A 20,028-nucleotide genomic window follows, 5' to 3' on the forward strand; every position below is an offset into this window, starting at 1 on the left:
CGGGAGGGTGTCACTGGGTGCGGTTCTCACCCCGGTAGTACTCGAAGACCCAGCCGAAGAGGCCGAACAGGAGCAGCGGAGCCGAGAAGTACAACAGCCACCAGCCGAAGATGACGCCCATGAAGGCGAAGGCGCCACCGACGGCCAGGGAGAGCGGCTGCCAGCTGTGCGGGGAGAAGAACCCCAGCTCGCCCGCCTCGTCGGCGACGTCCGCCTCCTTGTTGTCCTGGGCCATGGCGTCGACCCGGTTGGCCGTGAAGGCCAGGTAGAAGCCGATCATGACCGAGAGCCCGAAGGCCAGGAAGAGGGCGGTGGTGCCGACCGGCTCCTTCGACCACCAGCCGTACACGCCGGCCATGATGAGGATGAAGGCGCTCAGCCAGAGGAACAGATGTCCCTGGATCTTCACTTGCCTGCCTCCTTGCCGCCGACGATGGCCTTGTCCGACTCGGAGTGGTGCTCAAGCTGTTCGAGCGCCGCGATCTCCGGGTGGTGCAGGTCGAACGCCGGGGATTCGGAACGGATCCGCGGCAGGGTGAGGAAGTTGTGCCGCGGCGGCGGGCAGGAGGTCGCCCACTCCAGCGAACGGCCGTAGCCCCACGGGTCGTCGACCTCGATCTTCTTGCCGTACTTGGCGGTCTTCCAGACGTTGTAGAAGAACGGCAGCATCGACAGGCCGAGCACGAAGGACGCGATCGTGGAGATCGTGTTCAGCGCGGTGAAGCCGTCGGCGGCGAGGTAGTCCGCGTAGCGACGCGGCATTCCCTCGGCACCGAGCCAGTGCTGCACCAGGAACGTGCCGTGGAAGCCCACGAACAGCGTCCAGAAGGTGATCTTCCCGAGCCGCTCGTCCAGCATCTTGCCGGTGAACTTCGGCCACCAGAAGTGGAATCCGGAGAACATCGCGAAGACCACGGTGCCGAAGATGACGTAGTGGAAGTGCGCGACGACGAAGTACGAGTCGGAGACGTGGAAGTCCATCGGCGGCGAGGCCAGGATGACGCCGGTCAGACCACCGAAGGTGAAGGTGATGAGGAAGCCGACGGCCCAGAGCATCGGTGTCTCGAAGGACAACGACCCCTTCCACATGGTGCCGATCCAGTTGAAGAACTTCACACCGGTTGGCACCGCGATGAGGAACGTCATGAAGGAGAAGAACGGCAACAGCACGCCGCCCGTCACGTACATGTGGTGCGCCCACACCGTCACCGAAAGACCGGCGATGGCGATCGTCGCGGCGATCAGGCCGATGTAGCCGAACATCGGCTTGCGGCTGAATACCGGGATGACCTCGGAAATGATTCCGAAGAACGGCAGGGCGATGATGTACACCTCTGGGTGTCCGAAGAACCAGAAGAGGTGTTGCCACAACAACGCGCCGCCATTGGCGGAGTCGAAGACATGCGCACCGAATTTACGATCCGCCTCCAGCGCGAAGAGCGCGGCGGCGAGAACCGGGAAGGCCAGCAGGACCAGGACACCGGTCAGCAGGACGTTCCAGGTGAAGATCGGCATGCGGAACATCGTCATGCCGGGGGCGCGCATGCAGATGATCGTGGTGATGAAGTTGACCGAGCCGAGGATCGTGCCGAAGCCGGAGAAGGCCAGACCCATGATCCACATGTCGGCGCCGATGCCCGGCGAGCGGACGGCGTCGTTCAGCGGCGCGTAGGCGAACCAGCCGAAGTCGGCGGCGCCCTGCGGCGTGAGGAAGCCGGCCACCGCGATGAGCGAGCCGAAGAGGTACAGCCAGTACGCGAACATGTTCAGCCGCGGGAACGCCACGTCGGGCGCGCCGATCTGCAGCGGCATGATCCAGTTGGCGAATCCTGCGAACAGCGGCGTCGCGAACATCAGCAGCATGATCGTGCCGTGCATCGTGAACGCCTGGTTGAACTGCTCGTTCGACATGATCTGCGTGCCGGGACGAGCGAGCTCGGCGCGCATGAAGAGCGCCATGAGTCCGCCGATGATGAAGAAGGCGAACGACGTGACCAGGTAGAGCGAGCCGATCGTCTTGTGGTCAGTGGTGGTCAGCCACTTGATGACGACGTTTCCCGGCTCCTTGCGGCGGACGGGCAGCTCGTCCTCGTACGAGTCGTCTGCCGGTGCCGCACCCTGAGGTTCGTTGAGGATGCTCACAGTTGCTTCTTCTCCGAATCCCTGGCCGGGTCGGTCTGCTCGATACCTGCCGGCATGTAGCCCGTCTGACCCTTCTCAGCCAGCTCCTTGAGGTGCTGCTGGTACCGCTCCGGGGAGACAACCTTGACGTTGAAGAGCATCCGGGAGTGGTCGACGCCACAGAGTTCGGCGCACTTGCCCATGAAGGTGCCCTCCCGGTTGGGAGTGACCTCGAAGACGTTGGTGTGGCCCGGGATGACGTCCTGCTTCATGAGGAACGGCACCACCCAGAAGGAGTGGATGACGTCACGCGAAGTGAGGACGAAGCGGACCTTCTCCCCCTTCGGCAGCCACAGGGTCGGGCCCGGGTTGCCGTTCTGGGGGTTGCGCGTTCCGGGGATGCCCGCGTCGTAGACGCCGGTGGCGTCAGCGGGGAAGTCGTCCTGGAACTTCTTGGGGATGGCGTCGAGCTCCTTGGGGATCTCGTTGCCCGCCGGGGCGGGCTGGCCTTCCACCTTCTCGATGTAGTTGAAGCCCCAGCTCCACTGGTAGCCGACCACGTTGATGGTGTGGGCCGGCTTGTCGGAGAGCTCAAGAAGCTTCGACTCATCACGCGCGGTGAAGTAGAAGAGCACCGAGACGATGATGAGCGGTACCACGGTGTACAACGCCTCGATGGGCATGTTGTACCTGGTCTGCGGAGGTACCTCCACCTTGGTCCGGCTACGCCGGTGGAAGAAGACGCTCCAGAGGATCAGCCCCCAGACAAGGACACCCGTGACGAGCGCTGCCGCCCACGAGCCTTGCCAGAGGGAGAGGATCCGAGGGGCCTCTTCCGTTACCGGGGTGGGCATACCGAGGCGGGGAAAATCCTCCCAGTTGTATGAACAACCGGAGGCCGTCGCCAGGACCAGGCCCGCAGTCAGCACCTGCGGCAGCTTCCGCCGCATCGGGCGCCGCGACGAGCGGTCGGAGCCGTTGGGACTCACGTAGCGCCTTCCCGAGAGTCTCGCCCGCACGGTCGGCGCGCCCGTCTCGCTGGTCGGTCGCCGTCCCTGTCGCGGGCAGGGGTTTGGATGTTTATGCGGACCAAACCCTACTGGACGCTATTTGGGGTCGCGCGGGGAGGGTGCCCAACGCGCCGCCCGACTCCCCGAAGGGGTGGAATCCGGGCCTCCGGCCGTCATCTGACGCCCTCTAGGACAGGCGGCCGGGCAGGCGGGCGCCGGGGTGGGGGGCGGTGCGGGCTAGCGTGACGGTGTGCCCTACTTCGACGCCGCCTCCGCCGCCCCTCTGCACCCCGTCGCACGCCAGGCGCTGCTTGCCGCGCTGGACGAGGGCTGGGCCGATCCAGCCCGGCTCTACCGCGAGGGCCGGCGCGCCCGGCTGCTGCTGGACGCCGCCCGGGAGGCCGCGGCGGACGCGGTCGGCTGCCGTCCGGACGAGCTGGTCTTCACCTCTTCGGGGACCACCGCCGTCCACGCGGGAATTGCCGGCGCCCTTTCGGGCCGTCGGCGTGTCGGCCGCCATCTGGCCCTCTCGGCCGTCGAGCACTCCTCCATACTGCATGCGGCTGCGGCGCACGAGGCTGCGGGCGGCTCGTTCACCGAGGTGCCGGTGGAGCGGTCGGGGGCGGTGGACCCGGTGGCGTACGCCGGAGCGCTCCGGCCCGACACCGCGCTGGCCTGCCTCCAGTCGGCCAACCATGAGGTGGGGACCGGGCAGCCGGTGGCCGAGGTGGCCGCGCTCTGCGCCGAGGCCGGGGTACCGCTGCTGGTGGACGCCGCGCAGTCGCTGGGGTGGGGGCCGGTGGCGGGCGGCTGGTCGGTGCTGACGGGGAGCGCGCACAAGTGGGGCGGGCCGGCCGGGGTGGGGCTGCTGGCGGTACGGAAGGGGGTCCGGTTCGCGCCGCAAGGTCCGGCCGGTGAGCGGGAGTCGGGCCGGGCGCCGGGGTTCGAGAACCTGCCGGCGATCGTGGCGGCGGCGGCCTCGCTCCGTGCGGTACGGGAGGAGGCGGCGGCCGAGGCGGTGCGGCTGCGCGGGCTGGTCGACCGGATCCGGACGGTGGTGGCCGAGCGGGTCGGCGATGTGGAGGTGGTCGGCGATCCGGAGCGGCGGCTGCCGCATCTGGTCACCTTCTCCTGTCTCTATGTCGACGGAGAGACCCTGCTGCACGAACTGGACCGGCACGGTTTCTCCGTATCGTCCGGTTCGTCCTGCACGAGCAGCACGCTGGAGCCGAGCCATGTGCTCAAGGCGATGGGCGTGCTGTCGGAAGGGAACGTCCGGGTGTCGCTGCCGATGGGCACGGCGGAGGCGGACGTGGACCGCTTCCTGGAGGTGGTGCCCGGCGTGGTCGCGGAGGTACGGGAGCGGCTCGGCGCGCCGGTTTCGGCACCCCCCTCCCCCGCATCGGGCCGGTCCCTGGTGGTCGACGCGCTCGGCCGGCGCTGCCCGATCCCGGTGATCGAGCTCGCAAAGGTGATCGGAGAGGTACCGGTGGGCGCCACGGTGACGGTCCTCGCCGACGACGAGGCGGCGCGGCTCGACATCCCCGCCTGGTGCGAGATGCGGGAGCAGGAGTACGTGGGCGAGGAGCCGGCGGACCGGGGTTCGGCCTATGTGGTCCGCCGGCTCAGCTGATCACGCCAGGTGCTGCTGGACCTCGGCGGCGGCCTCGTGGCCGTACGCCTTGGTGAAGCGGTCCATGAAGGCGGTGCGGCGCAGGGTGTACTCCTGGGTGCCGACCGTCTCGATGACCAGCGTGGCGAGCATGCAGCCGACCTGGGCGGCGCGCTCCAGGCTGACCCCCCAGGCGAGACCGGAGAGGAACCCGGCCCGGAAGGCGTCGCCGACGCCGGTCGGGTCGGCCTTGGTGTCCTCCTCGGGGCAGCCGACCTCGATGACCGGCTCGCCGGCCCGCTCGATCCGGACACCGCGCGAGCCGAGGGTGGTGACCCGGTGGCCGACCTTGGCGAGGATCTCCTCGTCGCTCCAGCCCGTCTTGGACTCGATGAGCCCCTTCTCGTACTCGTTGGAGAAGAGGTACGTGGCGCCGTCCAGCAGGATGCGGATCTCCTCGCCGTCCATCCGCGCGATCTGCTGCGAGAAGTCGGCGGCGAACGGGATGCTCCGGGAGCGGCACTCCTCCGTGTGGCGGAGCATCGCCTCCGGGTCGTCCGCGCCGATCGAGACCAGGTCGAGGCCGCCGACCCGGTCCGCGACGCTCTTCAGCTCGATCAGGCGGGCCTCGCTCATCGCGCCCGTGTAGAAGGAGCCGATCTGGTTGTGGTCGGCGTCGGTGGTGCAGACGAAGCGGGCGGTGTGCAGGACCTCGGAGATCCGGACCGAGCCGGTCTCCACGCCGTGCCGGTCGAGCCAGGCGCGGTACTCGTCGAAGTCGGAGCCCGCGGCACCCACGAGGATCGGCTCGGTGCCGAGCAGGCCCATGCCGAAGCAGATGTTGGCGGCGACACCGCCCCGGCGCACATCGAGGTTGTCGACCAGGAAGGAGAGGGAGACCGTGTGCAGCTGATCCGCGACCAGCTGGTCGGCGAAGCGGCCGGGGAAGGTCATGAGGTGATCGGTGGCGATGGAGCCGGTGACTGCGATACGCACGGGGAGGCTTCTCCTGCGGAAGGCGAAGGGCCGAGGTGCGCCCTCCGGGACGGCGTGACAGTTCACGCTACCGGGTGACTCCTCCGGGTGGGAAAAGGGAAAACTACCCGATAGTAGGTCTTTCTACCTGAGCGTGACCGTGGTTACGGTGCGGATATGTCGAACCACACCGCATCGCGAGAGTCCGAAGTGAGCCTGGCCGAGCTGCGCGGGGACTGCGCGCGCATGGCTCCGCACTGGGCCGCACCCAAGAAGGCCGTGACCACGCCGGTGAAGCCGTCCCTGATCCACGGAGTGACGGTGCCGCCCGCCTCGGCGCGGCTGATCGACGCGATGTCCGAGTACGGGGACTGAGCACTTCGGCGCAGCTCGGCGCGTTTTTCGGCCGGAACCGTACGGGCTCCGCGCCCGGTTCACCGGCGTACGGGAACCGCATCCTCCTCCGCTCCGTCCCATCGGTGTCCCCGTCCGGGGGCACGCGGTAGTGAACGCGACGGCAACGCAGTCGAAGGAGCGATCCGGTGAGCACCGAGCGACCCGACAACGACGTGACCGGCCCCCGGCGGCGGCGTCCGCCGCTCGCGGTGGCCTCGGTGGCAGCGGCTGTGCTGCTGGCCGGAGGCGGCGGGGCCTACTGGGCCGCCACCGCCTCCGGCGACGGCAGCGCGGCGGACAGCGGCTCCGCCTCCCGCGACAAGGCTCCCGTGCTGGCCCTGGACGCCGCAGAGGCGGCCCCGGCCACGCCCGGCGACCCGAGCGGCCCGCCGCCGGGCATCGCACCGGGTGAGCCGGACCCGGGCGGTCCGCCGGTGGTCTACCGGGCGGCGGGCCAGCTGCCCGACGGGCCGGACGAGGCGGCGGTCCACCGCGCCACCGGGACGGTCGCCTCGGCGGAGGTGGCCCGGCTGGCGGAGGCGCTCGGCGTTCCGGGAACCCCGCGGACCGTGGACGCGTCCTGGGTGGTCGGTGACGAGGACGGGCCCGGTGCGCTCCTGAGGGTCACCAAGCAGGCCCCGGGCACCTGGACGTTCGCCCGCACCACGCCCTCCAAGCCCTGCGACCCGGGGAAGATGTGCGCGAACCAGAGCCCGCCGGAGGCCGAGGGGCAGCCGGTGAGCGAGAAGGCCGCGAAGGCCGCCGCGGTGCCGGTGCTCAAGGCCGTCGGCCAGGACGACGCGGCGCTGAACGCGGGCCAGCTCATGGGCGACGTACGTGTGGTGAACGCCGATCCGAAGGTGGACGGGCTGCCGACGTACGGCTGGTCGACCGGGGTGCAGATCGGGCCGGACGGCAAGGTGGCCGGAGGCAGCGGGCAGCTGAAGGCGCTGGAGAAGGGCGCCACCTACCCGGTGATCGGGGCCGACGCGGCGCTGAAGCAGCTCAACGAGGCGGGCAAGGCCGAGGGGGACGCGAGCCGGGACATCGGCGGATGCGCCACTCCCGTACCGCTGGAGGGTGAGCCGAAGCCCTCGGACCCGCAGTGCGTGCCGTCGAACGGCAAGCGGGCGCCGGTGACGCAGACGGTCGAGGACGCGGTGTTCGGTCTGGCGCTGAGTTACGTGGACGGCCGGCAGACCCTCGTACCGTCCTGGCTGTTCCACGTCCGGCAGGCGCCGGGCGGGCCGGAGAGCACGGTGACGCAGATCGCGGTGGCGCCGGAGTTCGTCGAGAAGCCGGCCGGGCCGACGCCTTCGGGCGACCGGAAGGCGACCTCGTACGCGGCCGACGGCCGGACGGTCGAGGTGACGTTCTGGGGCAGCGTCTGCTCCACGTACACGGCGAGCGCCGAGGAGAGCCCGGGTCAGGTGCGGATCACGATCACGGAGAAGCCGCAGAAGGGCGGCGCCTGCATCATGATCGCCAAGGAGCTGAAGCGGACGGTGACGCTGGAGAAGCCGCTGGGCGACCGGACGGTGATCGACGCGGAGAGCGGGGCGACGGTGCCGCGCGGCTGAGTGTGCGGTGACGTACGAGGGCGGCCCCGGGAGTGATTCCCGGGGCCGCCCTCGTCGTTACGTTGCCATGCTCGCAGCGGTCAGCTGAACGAGTCGCCGCAGGCGCAGGAGCCGGTGGCGTTCGGGTTGTCGATCGTGAAGCCCTGCTTCTCGATGGTGTCGACGAAGTCGATGGAGGCGCCGCCCAGGTACGGGGCGCTCATCCGGTCGGTGACGACCTTGACGCCGTCGAAGTCCTTGACGACATCACCGTCGAGCGAACGCTCGTCGAAGAAGAGCTGGTAGCGCAGGCCGGAGCAGCCGCCGGGCTGGACGGCGACGCGCAGCGCCAGGTCCTCGCGGCCTTCCTGCTCCAGCAGGCCCTTGACCTTGGCTGCGGCGGCGTCGGACAGGAGGATGCCGTCGCTCACGGTGGTGGTCTCGTCCGATACGGACATCTGCTTCTCTCCCGGGTTGTACGGACTGCTTGCCGACGGTTCAACCGCCTGCGCCGCGGATTCATTCCGGGCCAAGCGCTTGTCTGTTCCTTTTCATGCTCGCACACCCGGTCGCCCGGGGGATGCGTCACATCGACGCTATCGGCATCGTCAAAGTGACACGAAGGAGCTATGATAGATAGCGTCAAATAGACGAAAAGGCGCGTTCGCAGAAGCGCAGAGCAGAACGCAGAGAAGAAAGGGTGCGTGACGTGACCACGGCCCAGCCCCTGGACGTACAGCCGACACCCCTCGCGCTGCTGCTGCTCGGCCGCGAGGCCGACCCGAGGAGCGAGCGGGGCGTCGAGTGTCCCGGCGACCTCCCCTCCCCCTCCGACCCGGACCTGGTCGCCCGCGCCCGCGCGGCGAAGGAGAAGCTCGGGGACCGGGTCTTCGTCCTCGGCCACCACTACCAGCGCGACGAGGTCATCCAGTTCGCGGACGTCACCGGCGACTCGTTCAAGCTCGCCCGGGACGCGGCCGCGCGCCCGGAGGCGGAGTACATCGTCTTCTGCGGTGTCCACTTCATGGCCGAGTCCGCGGACATTCTGACGACGGACGCCCAGGCGGTCGTACTGCCGGACCTGGCGGCGGGCTGCTCGATGGCCGACATGGCCACCGCCGAGCAGGTCGCCGAGTGCTGGGACGTACTGACGGAGGCCGGGGTCGCCGACCATGTGGTGCCCGTCTCGTACATGAACTCCTCCGCCGACATCAAAGCCTTCACCGGCAGGCACGGCGGCACGATCTGCACCTCGTCCAACGCGAAGCGGGCCTTGGAGTGGGCCTTCGAGCAGGGCGAGAAGATCCTCTTCCTCCCCGACCAGCACCTGGGCCGCAACACGGCGGTACGGGACATGGGGATGAGCCTGGACGACTGCGTCCTCTACAACCCGCACAAGCCGAACGGCGGCCTCACCGCCGAGCAGCTGCGCAACGCGAAGATGATCCTGTGGCGCGGCCACTGCTCGGTCCACGGCCGCTTCTCGGTCGAGTCGGTCGAGGACGTCCGGGCCCGGATGCCCGGGGTCAACGTGCTGGTGCACCCGGAGTGCAAGCACGAGGTCGTCGCCGCCGCGGACCACGTGGGCTCGACGGAGTACATCATCAAGGCCCTGGAGGCGGCTCCGCGCGGTTCGAAGTGGGCCATCGGTACGGAGCTGAACCTGGTCCGCCGCCTGGCGAACCGTTTCGCCTCTGAGGACAAGGAGATCGTCTTCCTCGACAAGACGGTCTGCTTCTGCTCGACGATGAACCGCATCGACCTGCCGCACTTGGTCTGGACCCTGGAGTCGCTGGCCGACGGCAAGCTGGTGAACCGGATCGAGGTCGACCCGGAGACGGAGAAGTACGCGAAGCTCGCGCTGGAGCGGATGCTGGCGCTGCCGTAGCGGCGGAGCCTCGTCCGCCAGGAAAGCCCGGGTATGCCGCAGGTGCGGCACACCCGGGCTTTTCGCTGCCCGCGGGGCTTTTCGCGCGTTCGCGGGGAGGCTGAATCTGCCCCATACACTCCCCGACCCCTCCTCCCCGTAACTACGCTGCTACTCACCGCAGCGGGCCTTGGTGCGCGCGGCACTGACCGGATGGTGACGGAACGGCGAGAACGGTGGGGCGGGCATGAGCTACGAGGACCGTGGGACGGGTGCGGGCGACGAGGCACGTGGGGCGGGCGTGGGGGTCGCGGACGGCCGGGGCGGCGTGGAGCCCGGCGGCCTCGCTCAGGCCGAGGAGGAGGTGCGGAGTCGGCTCGGCGCGGCCGAGCGTGATCCTGCCACCGGCCGGCCCGGGCTGGCGGCCGCCCTGGGTGTCCTCTCCGCGCTCCGGGCCGAGGCCGGGGACCGGGAAGGGGCGGTGGCTCCGGCACGGGAGGCGGTCGAGATCTACCGGTCGCTCGGCGAGAACCCCGAGGACGGCTTCGTACCCACGCTGGCCGGAGCCCTGCACCAGCTGTCGAACCGGATCGCCGCCACCGGCGACCACGCCGCCGCCCTGCCCCCGGCGGAGGAGGCCGCGACGCTGTACGCCGAGCTCGGCATGAAGCGCCCGGACCGCTACCAGGCCGAGCTGGCCGAGGCCATGGACGCCTTGGGCGACCGGATCGCCGACACCGGGGACCGGACGACCCCCGTGCCGTTCGCGAAGCAGGCCGTACGGCTCCAGCGGGAGCTGGTGGAGGAGGAGCAGCCGGACGCGTCCCTACCGGCGCTCGTGGAGTACCTGCTGAACTACGCCCGGCATCTGGCGGCCGCCGGCGAGCCGGTGGAGGCCGTGCCCCGGGCCGAGGAGGCGGTCGGCCATCTCCGGAGCCTCGCCGCGGCGGACCCGGAGGCGTTCCGGCACCGGCTGGCCACCGCCCTCCACGCGCTGGGCGGCCGCCGGGCGGCCGTGAGCGACACCTCGGGGGCGCTGGAAGCGGCCCGGGAGGCCTGCGACCTGTTCCGCGAACTCGCCGTACAGCGGTCGGCGCCGACCGGATCGGGCACCGAGCCGGGCACCGCCGGCACGGACTCGACCACTTTCCGCGCGAACCCGGCCACGTCCCGCCCGGAACCGGCCGCCTTTCGGACGGAACTGGCCGGGGCCCTGGCCGGTCTGGCCGGCCATCTGGACAAGGCCGGAGATCCGGCGGCGGGCGTACGGGCGGCACGGGAGGCCGTAGCCCTGTACCGCGAATCGGCGGCCGAGCACCCCGAGGCCCACCGCGCGGGCCTCGCCACCGCCCTCCGGGTCCTCGCGCGGACCCTGGCGGACACCGGCGACCCGGCGGAGGCGCTGCCTCCGGTGCGGGAGGCCGTGGAGTTGCTGCGGGAGGAGGGGGTCGCCTCCCTGCCCGAGCTGGCCGACTGCCTCCAGGTGCTCGGCACGTACGTGGAGCTGAACGGTGACACCGACGGGGCTGTGGAGGCGTTCTGGGAGGCGGTGGCGCTCCACAAGTCCCTGGCGCTGGAGGCCCCCGGCTCGTCGGCCGACCGGCTGTCCTCGGCTCTCGACGACCTGACCCGGGCTCTGGTGCGTACCGGCGAGCACATGGCGGCGATCGAGGAGTACGAGGAGACCGTCGAGGAGTTCGACGAGAGAGACCCGGCGACCGCGCGGCGCCTGGGCGTGGAGCGGGACGTCTTCCTGCTGCGCTGCCCCGACCACTGGCCCGGGAACGGGCTGACCGAGCTGGTGGCGTGGCTGGACCGCGAAGCGGAGGGTGGCAAGGGCGCGGACACGGTGACCGTACGGGCCCGGCAGGCGCTGCGTTCGTACGGTGACAGGGCTGCGGTGCGCACGGCGTGGGAGGAGGAGACGTTCACGCCCGTACCGGCCTGGCTCGCGCTGCGGCCGGAGATGCTGGACCTGGTCAGCGCGTGGATGTTCGCGCCCAACTGGCCCCGGTCACGGGACTTCTGGTCCGAGAACGCCGAGGCCCTCGCCGGCGCGGAGGCGGCGACGGCCCTGGACGAGCTGGCGGTCCTGGACCCGCGCGGCGCGCAACGGCACGCCGCGCTCCGTGACGCCGTACTCGTCCACGGGGTGACCGCCGCCTACGATCCGCTGATCCTGAGCGAGCAGCTGGCGGAGTGGCTGGAGTGCGCGGACTGGGCGGAGTCCCGGACCTACCTGGAGGAGCACCCGCGCCTGCTGACCGTGGCGCCGCCGCAGGACACCCCGCTGGCCCACGTGGCCATGCTCGACATCAGCCGCGCGGAGGGCCTGGACGCGGCGTACCGCCTGGTGGCGGACCGGGAGGCCCTCCAGGCGTACGTGGACCGGTCGCTGGAGACCGGTGACGGCACCGCGCTGATGCACGGCGGGGGCATCGAGGGCCAGGTCTTCGGCGACCGCCTCTCCTCCCTCACCCACGCCCAGGTGGCCCTGGTCCTCTCGGGCGAGAGCGAGGGCTTCGACCCCGGCGACCTGGCCGCGCTCCGGTACAAGTCCGACGAGGAGACCCGTATCCGCCTGCTGAAGGAGGCCCTCGCCGTCGGCGCCCGCCACCCGGAACGGAACGGTGAGACGCTGCGCCGGATCATCCAGGCCCTGGGCGGGGACGCCTGACCCCGTTCAGCCGGCGCCCTCCAGCGGCCCGCCCCGGCTCGCCGCGATCCGCAGGCACGTTCGCCTCTGCGGTCGAGTAAGCCGGGAAGGGGCCCGTCCCACGCACCTGCGTGGGGCGGGCCCCTTTGCCGTGTGGCAGGTCGTCAGGCCTTCGCGGGCTCCGTCTCCTTCGCCTCCTCCGGCTCCGCCTGCGCCGGGACGCCCGCCCTGGCCGCGCGCTTGGCGGCCTTCTTCTCGGCTCGGCGTTCCTTGCGGAGTTCGACCATCGCGTACAGCGTCGGGACCAGCACCAGGGTCAGGACCGTGGAGCTGATCAGGCCGCCGATCACCACGACGCCCAGCGGCTGCGAGATGAAGCCGCCCTCGCCGGTGACGCCGAGCGCCATCGGGAGCAGGGCGAAGATCGTGGCCAGGGCCGTCATCAGGATCGGGCGGAAGCGGTGGCGGCCGCCCTCGATGACGGCTTCGACGATGCCGAGGCCGCGTGAGCGGTACTGGTTGATCAGGTCGATCAGCACGATCGCGTTGGTGACCACGATGCCGATGAGCATCAGCATGCCGATCATCGCGGGGACACCCAGCGGGGTGCCCGTGATGAGCAGGAGGCCGATGGCGCCGGTCGCCGCGAACGGGACCGAGACCAGCAGGATCAGCGGCTGGACGAGCGAACGGAACGTGGCCACCAGCAGCATGAAGACGATCGCGATGGCCGCCAGCATGGCGAGGCCGAGCTGGGCGAACGCCTCGTTCTGGTCCTCGGTGACGCCGCCGATGGTGGCGGTGGCGCCCTCGGGGAGGTCCAGTGCGTCGATCTTCGTGGCGAGGGTGGTGCTGACCGCGCCGGTGTTGTCGCCGACCGGCTTGGCGGTGATCGTCGCCGCCCGCTGACCGTCGATGCGGGTCATCGATACCGGGCCGGGGACCAGTTCGACCGTGGCGACGTCGCCGAGCTTGACCGGGCCGAGCGGGAGGGCCTTGAGCTGGGCCATGGTGACCGCCGGGCGCGCGGACCTGATGACGATGTCGCGCTCGGTGTCGTCCAGCATCGCGGAGCCGGCCGGGGTGCCGCGTACGGCTCCGGCGACGATCCCGCCGAGGGCGGTCGCGTCGAATCCGGCGGCTGCCGCCTTGTCGTTCGGGGTGACCGCGATGCGCGGGACACTCTGGGCCAGGTCGCTCTGGACGTCGGTGACGTCCTTGATGGTGGCGACCTCGGTCCGTACCGCCTCCGCCGCCCTCTTCAGGACGTCGCCGTCGGACGCCTTGACCACCACGCTCAGGTCCTGGGAGCCGAAGCCGTCGCCCGCGGCGATGGTGGTGTCGCCGATGGAGTCGAGCTTGCCGAGGGCTTCGGAGATGCGGTCCTGAGCGGCCTCGCCGTCCGCCGCGTCCTTGAGCGTGACCTGGTAGGACGCCTGGTTGGAGCCCGTACCGCCGCCGAAGGCCGCCATGAAGCCGGAGGAGCCGACGGTGACCTGGTAGTCCTTGACGCCCTTGTCCTCGGAGAGGACCTTCTCGACCTTGCGCGCCGCCTCGTCGGCGGCCTGGAGGCTGGTGCCGGGTTCCAGCTCCTGTTTGACGGTGAGGACTTCCTGCTCGCCCGCGTCGAAGAAGTTGGTCTTGAGGAGGGGGAGCATGCCGAAGGTGGCCAGCAGTACCGCCGCGGCGATGACCAGGCTGGTGATCCGGCGGCGGGTCGCGAAGCGCAGGATGGGGACGTACAGGCGCTGGAGCTTGCTCGCCGCCTCCTTCTCCTCGGCCAGGCGGCGGGCCTCCGCCGCGTCCTCGGGGGTGCCTTTGGGGGCGCGGAGGAACCAGTACGAGAGGACCGGGACCACCGTGAGCGAGACCAGCAGCGAGGCCAGCAGTGCGGCGGTGACGGTCAGCGAGAACGAGCCGAAGAGCTGGCCGACCATGCCGCCGACCAGACCGATCGGCAGGAACACGGCGACGGTGGTGAGCGTCGCGGAGGTGACCGCTCCGGCCACCTCCTTGACCGCCGTGATGATCGCCGTCTCGCGCTCCTCGCCGTAGCCGAGGTGGCGCTTGATGTTCTCCAGCACCACGATCGAGTCGTCGACGACCCGGCCGATCGCGATGGTCAGCGCACCGAGCGTCAGCATGTTGAGCGACAGGTCGCGGGTCCAGAGCACGATCAGCGCCAGGACGACCGAGAGCGGGATCGAGACCGCGGTGACCAGCGTCGAGCGGATCGAGGCGAGGAAGACCAGGATCACCAGGACCGCGAAGACCAGGCCGAGCGCGCCCTCGGTGGTGAGGCCGGAGATCGACTTGGAGACGGCCGGGCCCTGGTCGGAGACGACGGTCAGCTCGGCGCCCGCTCCGAGGTCCTTGCGGAGGTCGGGGAGCTTCTCCTTGACGGCGTCGGAGATGGCGACGGCGCTGCCGTCCTTGTCCATCGTGGCCATCACGGCAAGGCTCGGCCTGCCGTTCGTCCGGGTGATGGAGACCGCGGTGGACGGCTCCTGCTTCACCTCGGCGACGTCGCCGAGCCGGACCGGTTCGGCCGGGCCCTGCTCCGTGGCGCCGGACCGGGGCTGGGGGGCGATCTGCAGGTCCTCGATCTGCTTCAGCGAGGTGTAGCCGCCGCCGACCTGGATGGTGCGGTTCTTGCCGGCCTCGGAGAAGGAGCCGGCCGGCAGCGTGGCGCCGCCCGCCTGGAGCGCCTGGGCGAGCGCGCCGGCGTCCAGGCCGGCCGCGGCGAGCTTCCTGCCGTCGGGGACGACGGAGACCTGGAGCTCCTGGACACCGTCCACCGTGACCTGGCCGACGCCGTCGATGTCCTGGAGGGCCGGGACGACCGTGCGGTCCAGCTGGTCGGCGAGCGCCTGCTGGTCCTTGTCGGAGGTGACGGCGAGGACCACGGTCGGGATGTCGTCCGTGGAACCGGCGATGACCTGCGGGTCGACGGTCGGCGGCAGCTGGGCGCGGGCCCGGTTCACCGCCTGCTGGATGTCCGCAACGAGCTGCTTGGTGCCCTCGTCGCCGAAGTCGAAGGTGGCCATGATGAGGGCGTTGCCCTCGCTGGCGGTGGAGGTGATGGACTCGACGCCGTCGACGGCCTTGAGGGAGTTCTCCAGCGGCTCGACGACCTGCTTCTCCACCACATCGGGAGACGCACCCTGGTAAGGGGCCAGGACCGAGACCATCGGGAGTTCGATGGTGGGCAGCAGCTGCTGTTTGAGCTGCGGTATCGCGATCGCGCCGAAGACGAGCGCGACGATCGAGATCAGCCCGATCAGGGCCCGCTGCGCGAGGCTGAATCTGGACAGCCAGGACATGGGTGGGTCTCTCTTCTGTGGCGTGCGAGGCGGAGGGGCGGGAGGGAGGAAAACGGAGCGCTACGGGGACAAGCCCGCCCGCCTATACGATCTCCGACCCCGTCCGCCCGGACGTCGGTCCCCGGGCTGCCTTCTTATGCCGCGCATACCGCAGGTGGAGTACGCCGTCTCTCCACCCTCCGCGTCCCGCGACCGCCCGTCACTCCACCCGGGGTCGTACCAGGCCCGATTCGTACGCGATGACCACCAGCTGGGCCCGGTCCCGGGCCGCCACCTTCGCCATCGCCCGGTTCACATGGGTCTTGACGGTGAGCGGGCTGACCGCCAGCCGCTCGGCGATCCGGTCGTTGGAGTGGCCGCCCGCCACCAGGACGAGCACCTCCCGCTCGCGCACGGTGAGCGCGGCCAGCCTCTCCGCGTACTCCGCGCTGTCCGGCCCCTCCCCCGAACTCCCGCCCTGCGCAAGGAAAGTGGCGATGAGCCCCTTGGTCGCCGCCGGCGAGAGCAGCGCCTCGCCCGCGTTGGCGATCCGGATCGCGTTGAGCAGCTCCTCCGGCTCCGCGCCCTTGCCGAGGAAGCCGGAGGCGCCGGCACGCAGGGCCTGGACCACGTACTCGTCGACCTCGAACGTGGTGAGCATGACCACCCGTACCGCCGCCAGTGCCGGGTCGGCGCTGATCATGCGGGTGGCGGCGAGCCCGTCCGTGCCCGGCATCCGGATGTCCATCAGCACCACGTCGGCACCGGTCTCCCGGGCCAGCTCGACCGCCTGGGCGCCGTCGGCCGCCTCGCCGACGACCTCCATGTCGGGTTCGGAGTCCACCAGCACCCGGAACGCGCTGCGCAGCAGTGCCTGGTCGTCGGCGAGCAGCACCTTGATGGGTGCCTCAGGTGTCTCAGGTGTCTGTACGGACTCACTCATCGGCGCTCCCCCGTCACGGCCGCCGGACCGGGTGGTTCCGGTTCACCCGTGCGGGCCTCGACGGGCAGGATCGCATGGACCCGGAACCCGCCTCCGTAGCGAGGTCCCGCCGTGAGGGCGCCGCCGAGCGCGGTGACACGTTCGCGCATGCCGAGGAGGCCGTGGCCGCCGCCGTCCGGAGAGCCGGTGCCTCCTGCCTGGGTGCCGGTGCCGGTGCCGGTGCCGTCCGCCGGGTCGCTGCCGCCGCTCGCCGCGCCCGGGCTCCGCGCCGCGCTCCCCCGGCCGTTGTCCAGCACCGTGATCTCGGCGGTCGTTCCGACCCGTACGACGCTGACCTCGGCCCTGGCGTCCGCGCCCGCGTGTTTGCGTACGTTGGTCAGGGCCTCCTGGATGACCCGGTACGCGGCCAGGTCGACGGCGGCGGGCAGGCGCGGGGCGCGGTCGGCGCCGACCACCTCGACCGGGAGGCCGGCGTTGCGGAAGGTGGCCACCAGCTCGTCCAGGACCGCGAGGCCGGGGGCCGGTTCGGTGGGGGCCTCGGGGTCGCCGGACTGGCGGAGCAGGCCGACGGTGACGCGTAGCTCGTTGAGTGCGGAGCGGCTGGCGTCCCGGACGTGGGCGAGCGCCTCCTTGGCCTGGTCCGGGCGCTTGTCCATGACGTGGGCGGCGACCCCGGCCTGCACGTTGACCAGCGCGATGTGGTGGGCGACCACGTCGTGGAGGTCCCGGGCGATCCGCAGCCGCTCCTCGGCGACCCGGCGCCGGGCCTCCTCCTCCCGCGTGCGCTCGGCCCGCTCCGCGCGCTCCCGGATCGCGTCGACGAAGGCGCGCCTGCTGCGTACGGCGTCCCCGGCGGCCGACGCCATCCCGGTCCAGGCGAAGACCCCGAGGTTCTCCTGGCTGTACCAGGGCGTCGAGCCGAAGACCATCGCGGCCACCGTCAGGATCCCCATGGTCAGCAGGCCGACCCGCCAGGTGGTCGGGCGGTCGGTGCGCGAGGCGACGGTGTAGAGCGCGATGACGGTGCTCATCACGACCGGGGCCGGCGGGTCGATGAAGATGTACTCGACGGCCGCGAGGCCACCGGTCACCGCCAGGACCGGCATGGAGTGCCGTCGGCGCAGGACGAGCGCCGAGGCGGCGAGCACCATCAGCAGCACGCTGAAGGCCTCGGGCGTGCGGGTCCCGAACGTCGGCCCGTGGCCCTTGCCCGGGTCCGCGAACGAACCGCAGATCATCGCGATCAGAACACAGAACGCCAGGGCCGCGTCGAACGCGAGCGGGTGGTCCCGGAGCCAGCGGCGGGCGCGCGCGAACCCGGAGGGAAGGGTGGTCACGTCGAGCAACGGTACGGCGTGTCGCGTACGGATCCGTCTCCGCGGTGTGCCGGTACGGCCACGGAACCGCACAGGACCGGTGACGCCTGTGCCCCGCGCCGGCGGACCGGGCACGGGGCACAGGAGTGACCACGAGTGCTGGTGGAGCAGGTACGTCCAGTTCGGGATGAGCCAGTTCGAGATGAGCTGGTCGAGATGGACTAGTTCGGGATGAGCCCGTCGTCGCTGAGCATGGCGCGCACCTCTTCGAGGGTCGCGTCGGGCGCCGGCAGGATCAGCTCCGACGGCTCCAGGGAGTCGTCGGGCAGCGGAGTGCCGAGCTCGCGCACCTTGTCGAGGAGTGCGTGGAGCGTGGTGCGGAAGCCGGGACCGTCCCCGCTGTCCATCTCCTTGAGCAGGACGTCGTCGAGCTCGTTGAGTTCGACGAAGTGACTGTCGGCCAGCTTGACCTGGCCTTCCCCCATGATCCGTACGATCATGACGCCGCCCTCACTACTGCTTGTCGAACTTGTGCGGGGACTGCTGCGACTGCTGCGTGCCGTCCTGGGCACCGCCCTCGATCGCCTGCTGCGAGGACGAGGAGCCACCGGCCAGCTCGGCCTTCATGCGCTGGAGCTCCAGCTCCACGTCCGAGCCGCCGGAGATCCGGTCCAGCTCGGCGGCGATGTCGTCCTTCGCCGTGCCGGTCGGGTCGTCCAGGGCGCCGGAGGCGAGCAGCTCGTCGATGGCGCCGGCCCGCGCCTGGAGCTGCTGCGTCTTGTCCTCGGCCCGCTGGATCGCCAGGCCGACGTCGCCCATCTCCTCGGAGATGCCGGAGAAGGCCTCGCCGATCCGGGTCTGCGCCTGGGCCGCCGTGTAGGTCGCCTTGATGGTCTCCTTCTTGGTGCGGAAGGCGTCGACCTTGGCCTGCAGCCGCTGGGCCGCGAGGGTGAGCTTCTCCTCCTCGCCCTGCAGCGTCGTGTGCTGCGTCTCCAGGTCGGTGACCTGCTGCTGGAGGGCGGCACGCCGGGACAGCGCCTCACGCGCCAGGTCCTCGCGGCCGAGCGCCAGCGCCTTGCGGCCCTGGTCCTCCAGCTTGGACGACTGGCCCTGCAGCTGGTTCAGCTGCAACTCCAGCCGCTTGCGGGACGTCGCGACGTCGGCGACGCCGCGGCGCACCTTCTGAAGCAGCTCCAGCTGCTTCTGGTACGAGTAATCCAGGGTCTCGCGCGGATCCTCGGCCCGGTCAAGGGCCTTGTTTGCCTTCGCGCGGAAAAGCATCCCCATACGCTTCATGACACCGCTCATGGGCTTCGCGCGCCCCCTTCTGACGGACTGAGCTCCAGCACTCCCGATAGAACCCACAGTACGGGCCCTACCTCTATTACCGCACTGTTCGAGTCCCGATGTGCTCCTCCCCAAGGACGACTGCGGACCGCCGACGCTCCCGCCCAGGGTGTAGGTGGCCGTCAGGGAAACCGGTGGTTAAGGCCTGTTCTGCCCGGGTCGGGTGCCTACAGGGACGCCGTCCGTTGCCGGATCGTTCCCGCCCGGGTCCGCGAACCCGTGTGCCGACCCCGTACCCTTGGGTTTTGTGTTCCGTAGCCGTGCCAAGACAGAGAAGACCCCCACCGACAAGGTGACGGCGGATCTCTCCCAGCAGCCCCGCGACCCGCAGGCTCCCAAGGGTCGCCCCACCCCCAAGCGCAGCGAGGCCCAGACGCAGCGCCGGCGTGCCGCGTCCAGCGCTCCGGCCGACCGCAAGTCGGCCGTGAAGCGCCAGCGCGAAGCGCGCCGGGCCGATCTGGCCCGGCAGCGTGAGGCGCTCGCCTCGGGCGACGAGCGGTACCTCCCGGTTCGCGACAAGGGCCCGGTGCGGCGCTTCGTCCGCGACTTCGTGGACTCGCGCTTCTGCATCGCGGAGTACTTCCTGCCGCTCGCCGTGGTCATCCTGATCCTCAGCGTGATCCAGGTGCAGAACATCCAGACCATTTCGCTGATGCTCTGGATGGCCGTGATCATCCTGATCGTGATCGACTCGATCGGTCTGTCGATCCGGCTGAAGAAGCAGCTGCGGGAGCGCTTCCCGGACACGCCCAAGCGCGGTGCCGTCGCCTACGGCCTGATGCGCACGCTCCAGATGCGTCGTCTGCGGCTCCCGAAGCCGCAGGTCAAGCGCGGAGAGCGGCCCTGAGCACGGAAACCTCCGGCTCCACCGGGGTCCGTCCGGTGAGCTCCGGTGGTGTGCGTGGAGCCGTGGGCGTACGGGAC

The 20,028-nt window shown here is 70.6% G+C and carries 16 protein-coding genes; 6 read left to right on the forward strand and 10 right to left on the reverse strand.

Annotated elements, in window-relative coordinates; translation table 11 throughout:
• Positions 1-10: 10 nt before the first annotated feature.
• From ACIRR8_RS29090 to coxB, 3 genes are read right to left on the reverse strand one after another with little or no spacing between them, the layout of a single operon-like run.
• On the reverse strand, positions 11-409 hold the full coding sequence (locus ACIRR8_RS29090; RefSeq protein WP_404070347.1) for a cytochrome c oxidase subunit 4: 399 nt from the start codon (positions 407-409) through the stop codon (positions 11-13).
• Positions 406-2,142: a cytochrome c oxidase subunit I gene (gene ctaD / locus ACIRR8_RS29095; protein WP_404070349.1), complete on the reverse strand. Its 1,737-nt coding sequence runs from the start codon at positions 2,140-2,142 to the stop codon at positions 406-408. The genes ACIRR8_RS29090 and ctaD overlap by 4 nt, the downstream gene beginning before the upstream one ends.
• Positions 2,139-3,110, reverse strand: a complete 972-nt coding sequence (gene coxB, locus ACIRR8_RS29100; protein WP_404070351.1) for a cytochrome c oxidase subunit II — start codon at positions 3,108-3,110, stop codon at positions 2,139-2,141. Before coxB ends, ctaD begins: the two co-directional genes overlap by 4 nt.
• Positions 3,111-3,381: 271 nt before the next feature.
• On the opposite strand from coxB, the gene ACIRR8_RS29105 reads away from it, so the two are divergent.
• Positions 3,382-4,764 (forward strand): cysteine desulfurase/sulfurtransferase TusA family protein, encoded by a 1,383-nt coding sequence (locus tag ACIRR8_RS29105; protein ID WP_404070353.1) that lies wholly within the window; start codon positions 3,382-3,384, stop codon positions 4,762-4,764.
• Here the strand turns inward: ACIRR8_RS29105 and ACIRR8_RS29110 are convergent, their stop codons facing one another.
• Positions 4,765-5,739: a carbohydrate kinase family protein gene (locus tag ACIRR8_RS29110; protein ID WP_404070355.1), complete on the reverse strand. Its 975-nt coding sequence runs from the start codon at positions 5,737-5,739 to the stop codon at positions 4,765-4,767. It abuts the gene before it with no gap.
• A 156-nt stretch (positions 5,740-5,895) separates the two neighbouring features.
• Between ACIRR8_RS29110 and ACIRR8_RS29115 the strand changes: the two genes are divergently transcribed.
• Together ACIRR8_RS29115 and ACIRR8_RS29120 are read left to right on the forward strand one after the other, a co-directional pair.
• Positions 5,896-6,093 (forward strand): hypothetical protein, encoded by a 198-nt coding sequence (locus ACIRR8_RS29115; protein WP_404070357.1) that lies wholly within the window; start codon positions 5,896-5,898, stop codon positions 6,091-6,093.
• A gap of 167 nt (positions 6,094-6,260) precedes the next feature.
• The gene (locus ACIRR8_RS29120) at positions 6,261-7,694 is read left to right on the forward strand and encodes a hypothetical protein (RefSeq protein WP_404070359.1); all 1,434 of its coding nucleotides are present in this window, start codon (positions 6,261-6,263) and stop codon (positions 7,692-7,694) included.
• Positions 7,695-7,774: 80 nt separating this feature from the next.
• Here the strand turns inward: ACIRR8_RS29120 and ACIRR8_RS29125 are convergent, their stop codons facing one another.
• Positions 7,775-8,131: an iron-sulfur cluster assembly accessory protein gene (locus ACIRR8_RS29125; RefSeq protein ID WP_003969624.1), complete on the reverse strand. Its 357-nt coding sequence runs from the start codon at positions 8,129-8,131 to the stop codon at positions 7,775-7,777.
• A gap of 251 nt (positions 8,132-8,382) precedes the next feature.
• On the opposite strand from ACIRR8_RS29125, the gene nadA reads away from it, so the two are divergent.
• Both nadA and ACIRR8_RS29135 read left to right on the forward strand, forming a co-directional pair.
• Entirely contained in the window at positions 8,383-9,561 is a 1,179-nt protein-coding gene (gene nadA / locus ACIRR8_RS29130; RefSeq protein WP_404070361.1) for a quinolinate synthase NadA, read from the forward strand.
• A gap of 226 nt (positions 9,562-9,787) precedes the next feature.
• On the forward strand, positions 9,788-12,217 hold the full coding sequence (locus ACIRR8_RS29135) for a tetratricopeptide repeat protein (protein ID WP_404070363.1): 2,430 nt from the start codon (positions 9,788-9,790) through the stop codon (positions 12,215-12,217).
• 143 nt (positions 12,218-12,360) lie between these two features.
• Here ACIRR8_RS29135 and ACIRR8_RS29140 read toward each other — a convergent pair whose 3' ends face one another.
• The 5 genes from ACIRR8_RS29140 to ACIRR8_RS29160 all read right to left on the reverse strand — a co-directional run bounded on the left by ACIRR8_RS29140 (position 12,361) and on the right by ACIRR8_RS29160 (position 19,053).
• Positions 12,361-15,519: an efflux RND transporter permease subunit gene (locus ACIRR8_RS29140; protein WP_404070365.1), complete on the reverse strand. Its 3,159-nt coding sequence runs from the start codon at positions 15,517-15,519 to the stop codon at positions 12,361-12,363.
• Between the two features lie 199 nt (positions 15,520-15,718).
• A complete protein-coding gene (locus tag ACIRR8_RS29145) occupies positions 15,719-16,441 on the reverse strand; it encodes a response regulator (protein WP_404070367.1) in 723 nt (240 codons plus the stop codon).
• Entirely contained in the window at positions 16,438-17,778 is a 1,341-nt protein-coding gene (locus tag ACIRR8_RS29150) for a sensor histidine kinase (protein ID WP_404070369.1), read from the reverse strand. Before ACIRR8_RS29150 ends, ACIRR8_RS29145 begins: the two co-directional genes overlap by 4 nt.
• 200 nt (positions 17,779-17,978) lie before the next feature.
• Complete coding sequence (locus ACIRR8_RS29155) at positions 17,979-18,257, reverse strand: hypothetical protein (RefSeq protein WP_018511920.1); 279 nt, start codon at positions 18,255-18,257, stop codon at positions 17,979-17,981.
• Positions 18,258-18,270: 13 nt separating this feature from the next.
• Positions 18,271-19,053 (reverse strand): PspA/IM30 family protein, encoded by a 783-nt coding sequence (locus ACIRR8_RS29160; protein WP_018511919.1) that lies wholly within the window; start codon positions 19,051-19,053, stop codon positions 18,271-18,273.
• A 298-nt stretch (positions 19,054-19,351) separates the two neighbouring features.
• Here ACIRR8_RS29160 and ACIRR8_RS29165 point away from each other — a divergent pair, with 298 nt between their 5' ends.
• A complete protein-coding gene (locus tag ACIRR8_RS29165) occupies positions 19,352-19,951 on the forward strand; it encodes a DUF3043 domain-containing protein (protein WP_404070372.1) in 600 nt (199 codons plus the stop codon).
• The last annotated feature ends 77 nt before the right edge of the window (positions 19,952-20,028 follow it).

Source organism: Streptomyces sp. NPDC101178, assembly GCF_044767965.1.
Taxonomy (GTDB): Bacteria; Actinomycetota; Actinomycetes; order Streptomycetales; family Streptomycetaceae; genus Streptomyces.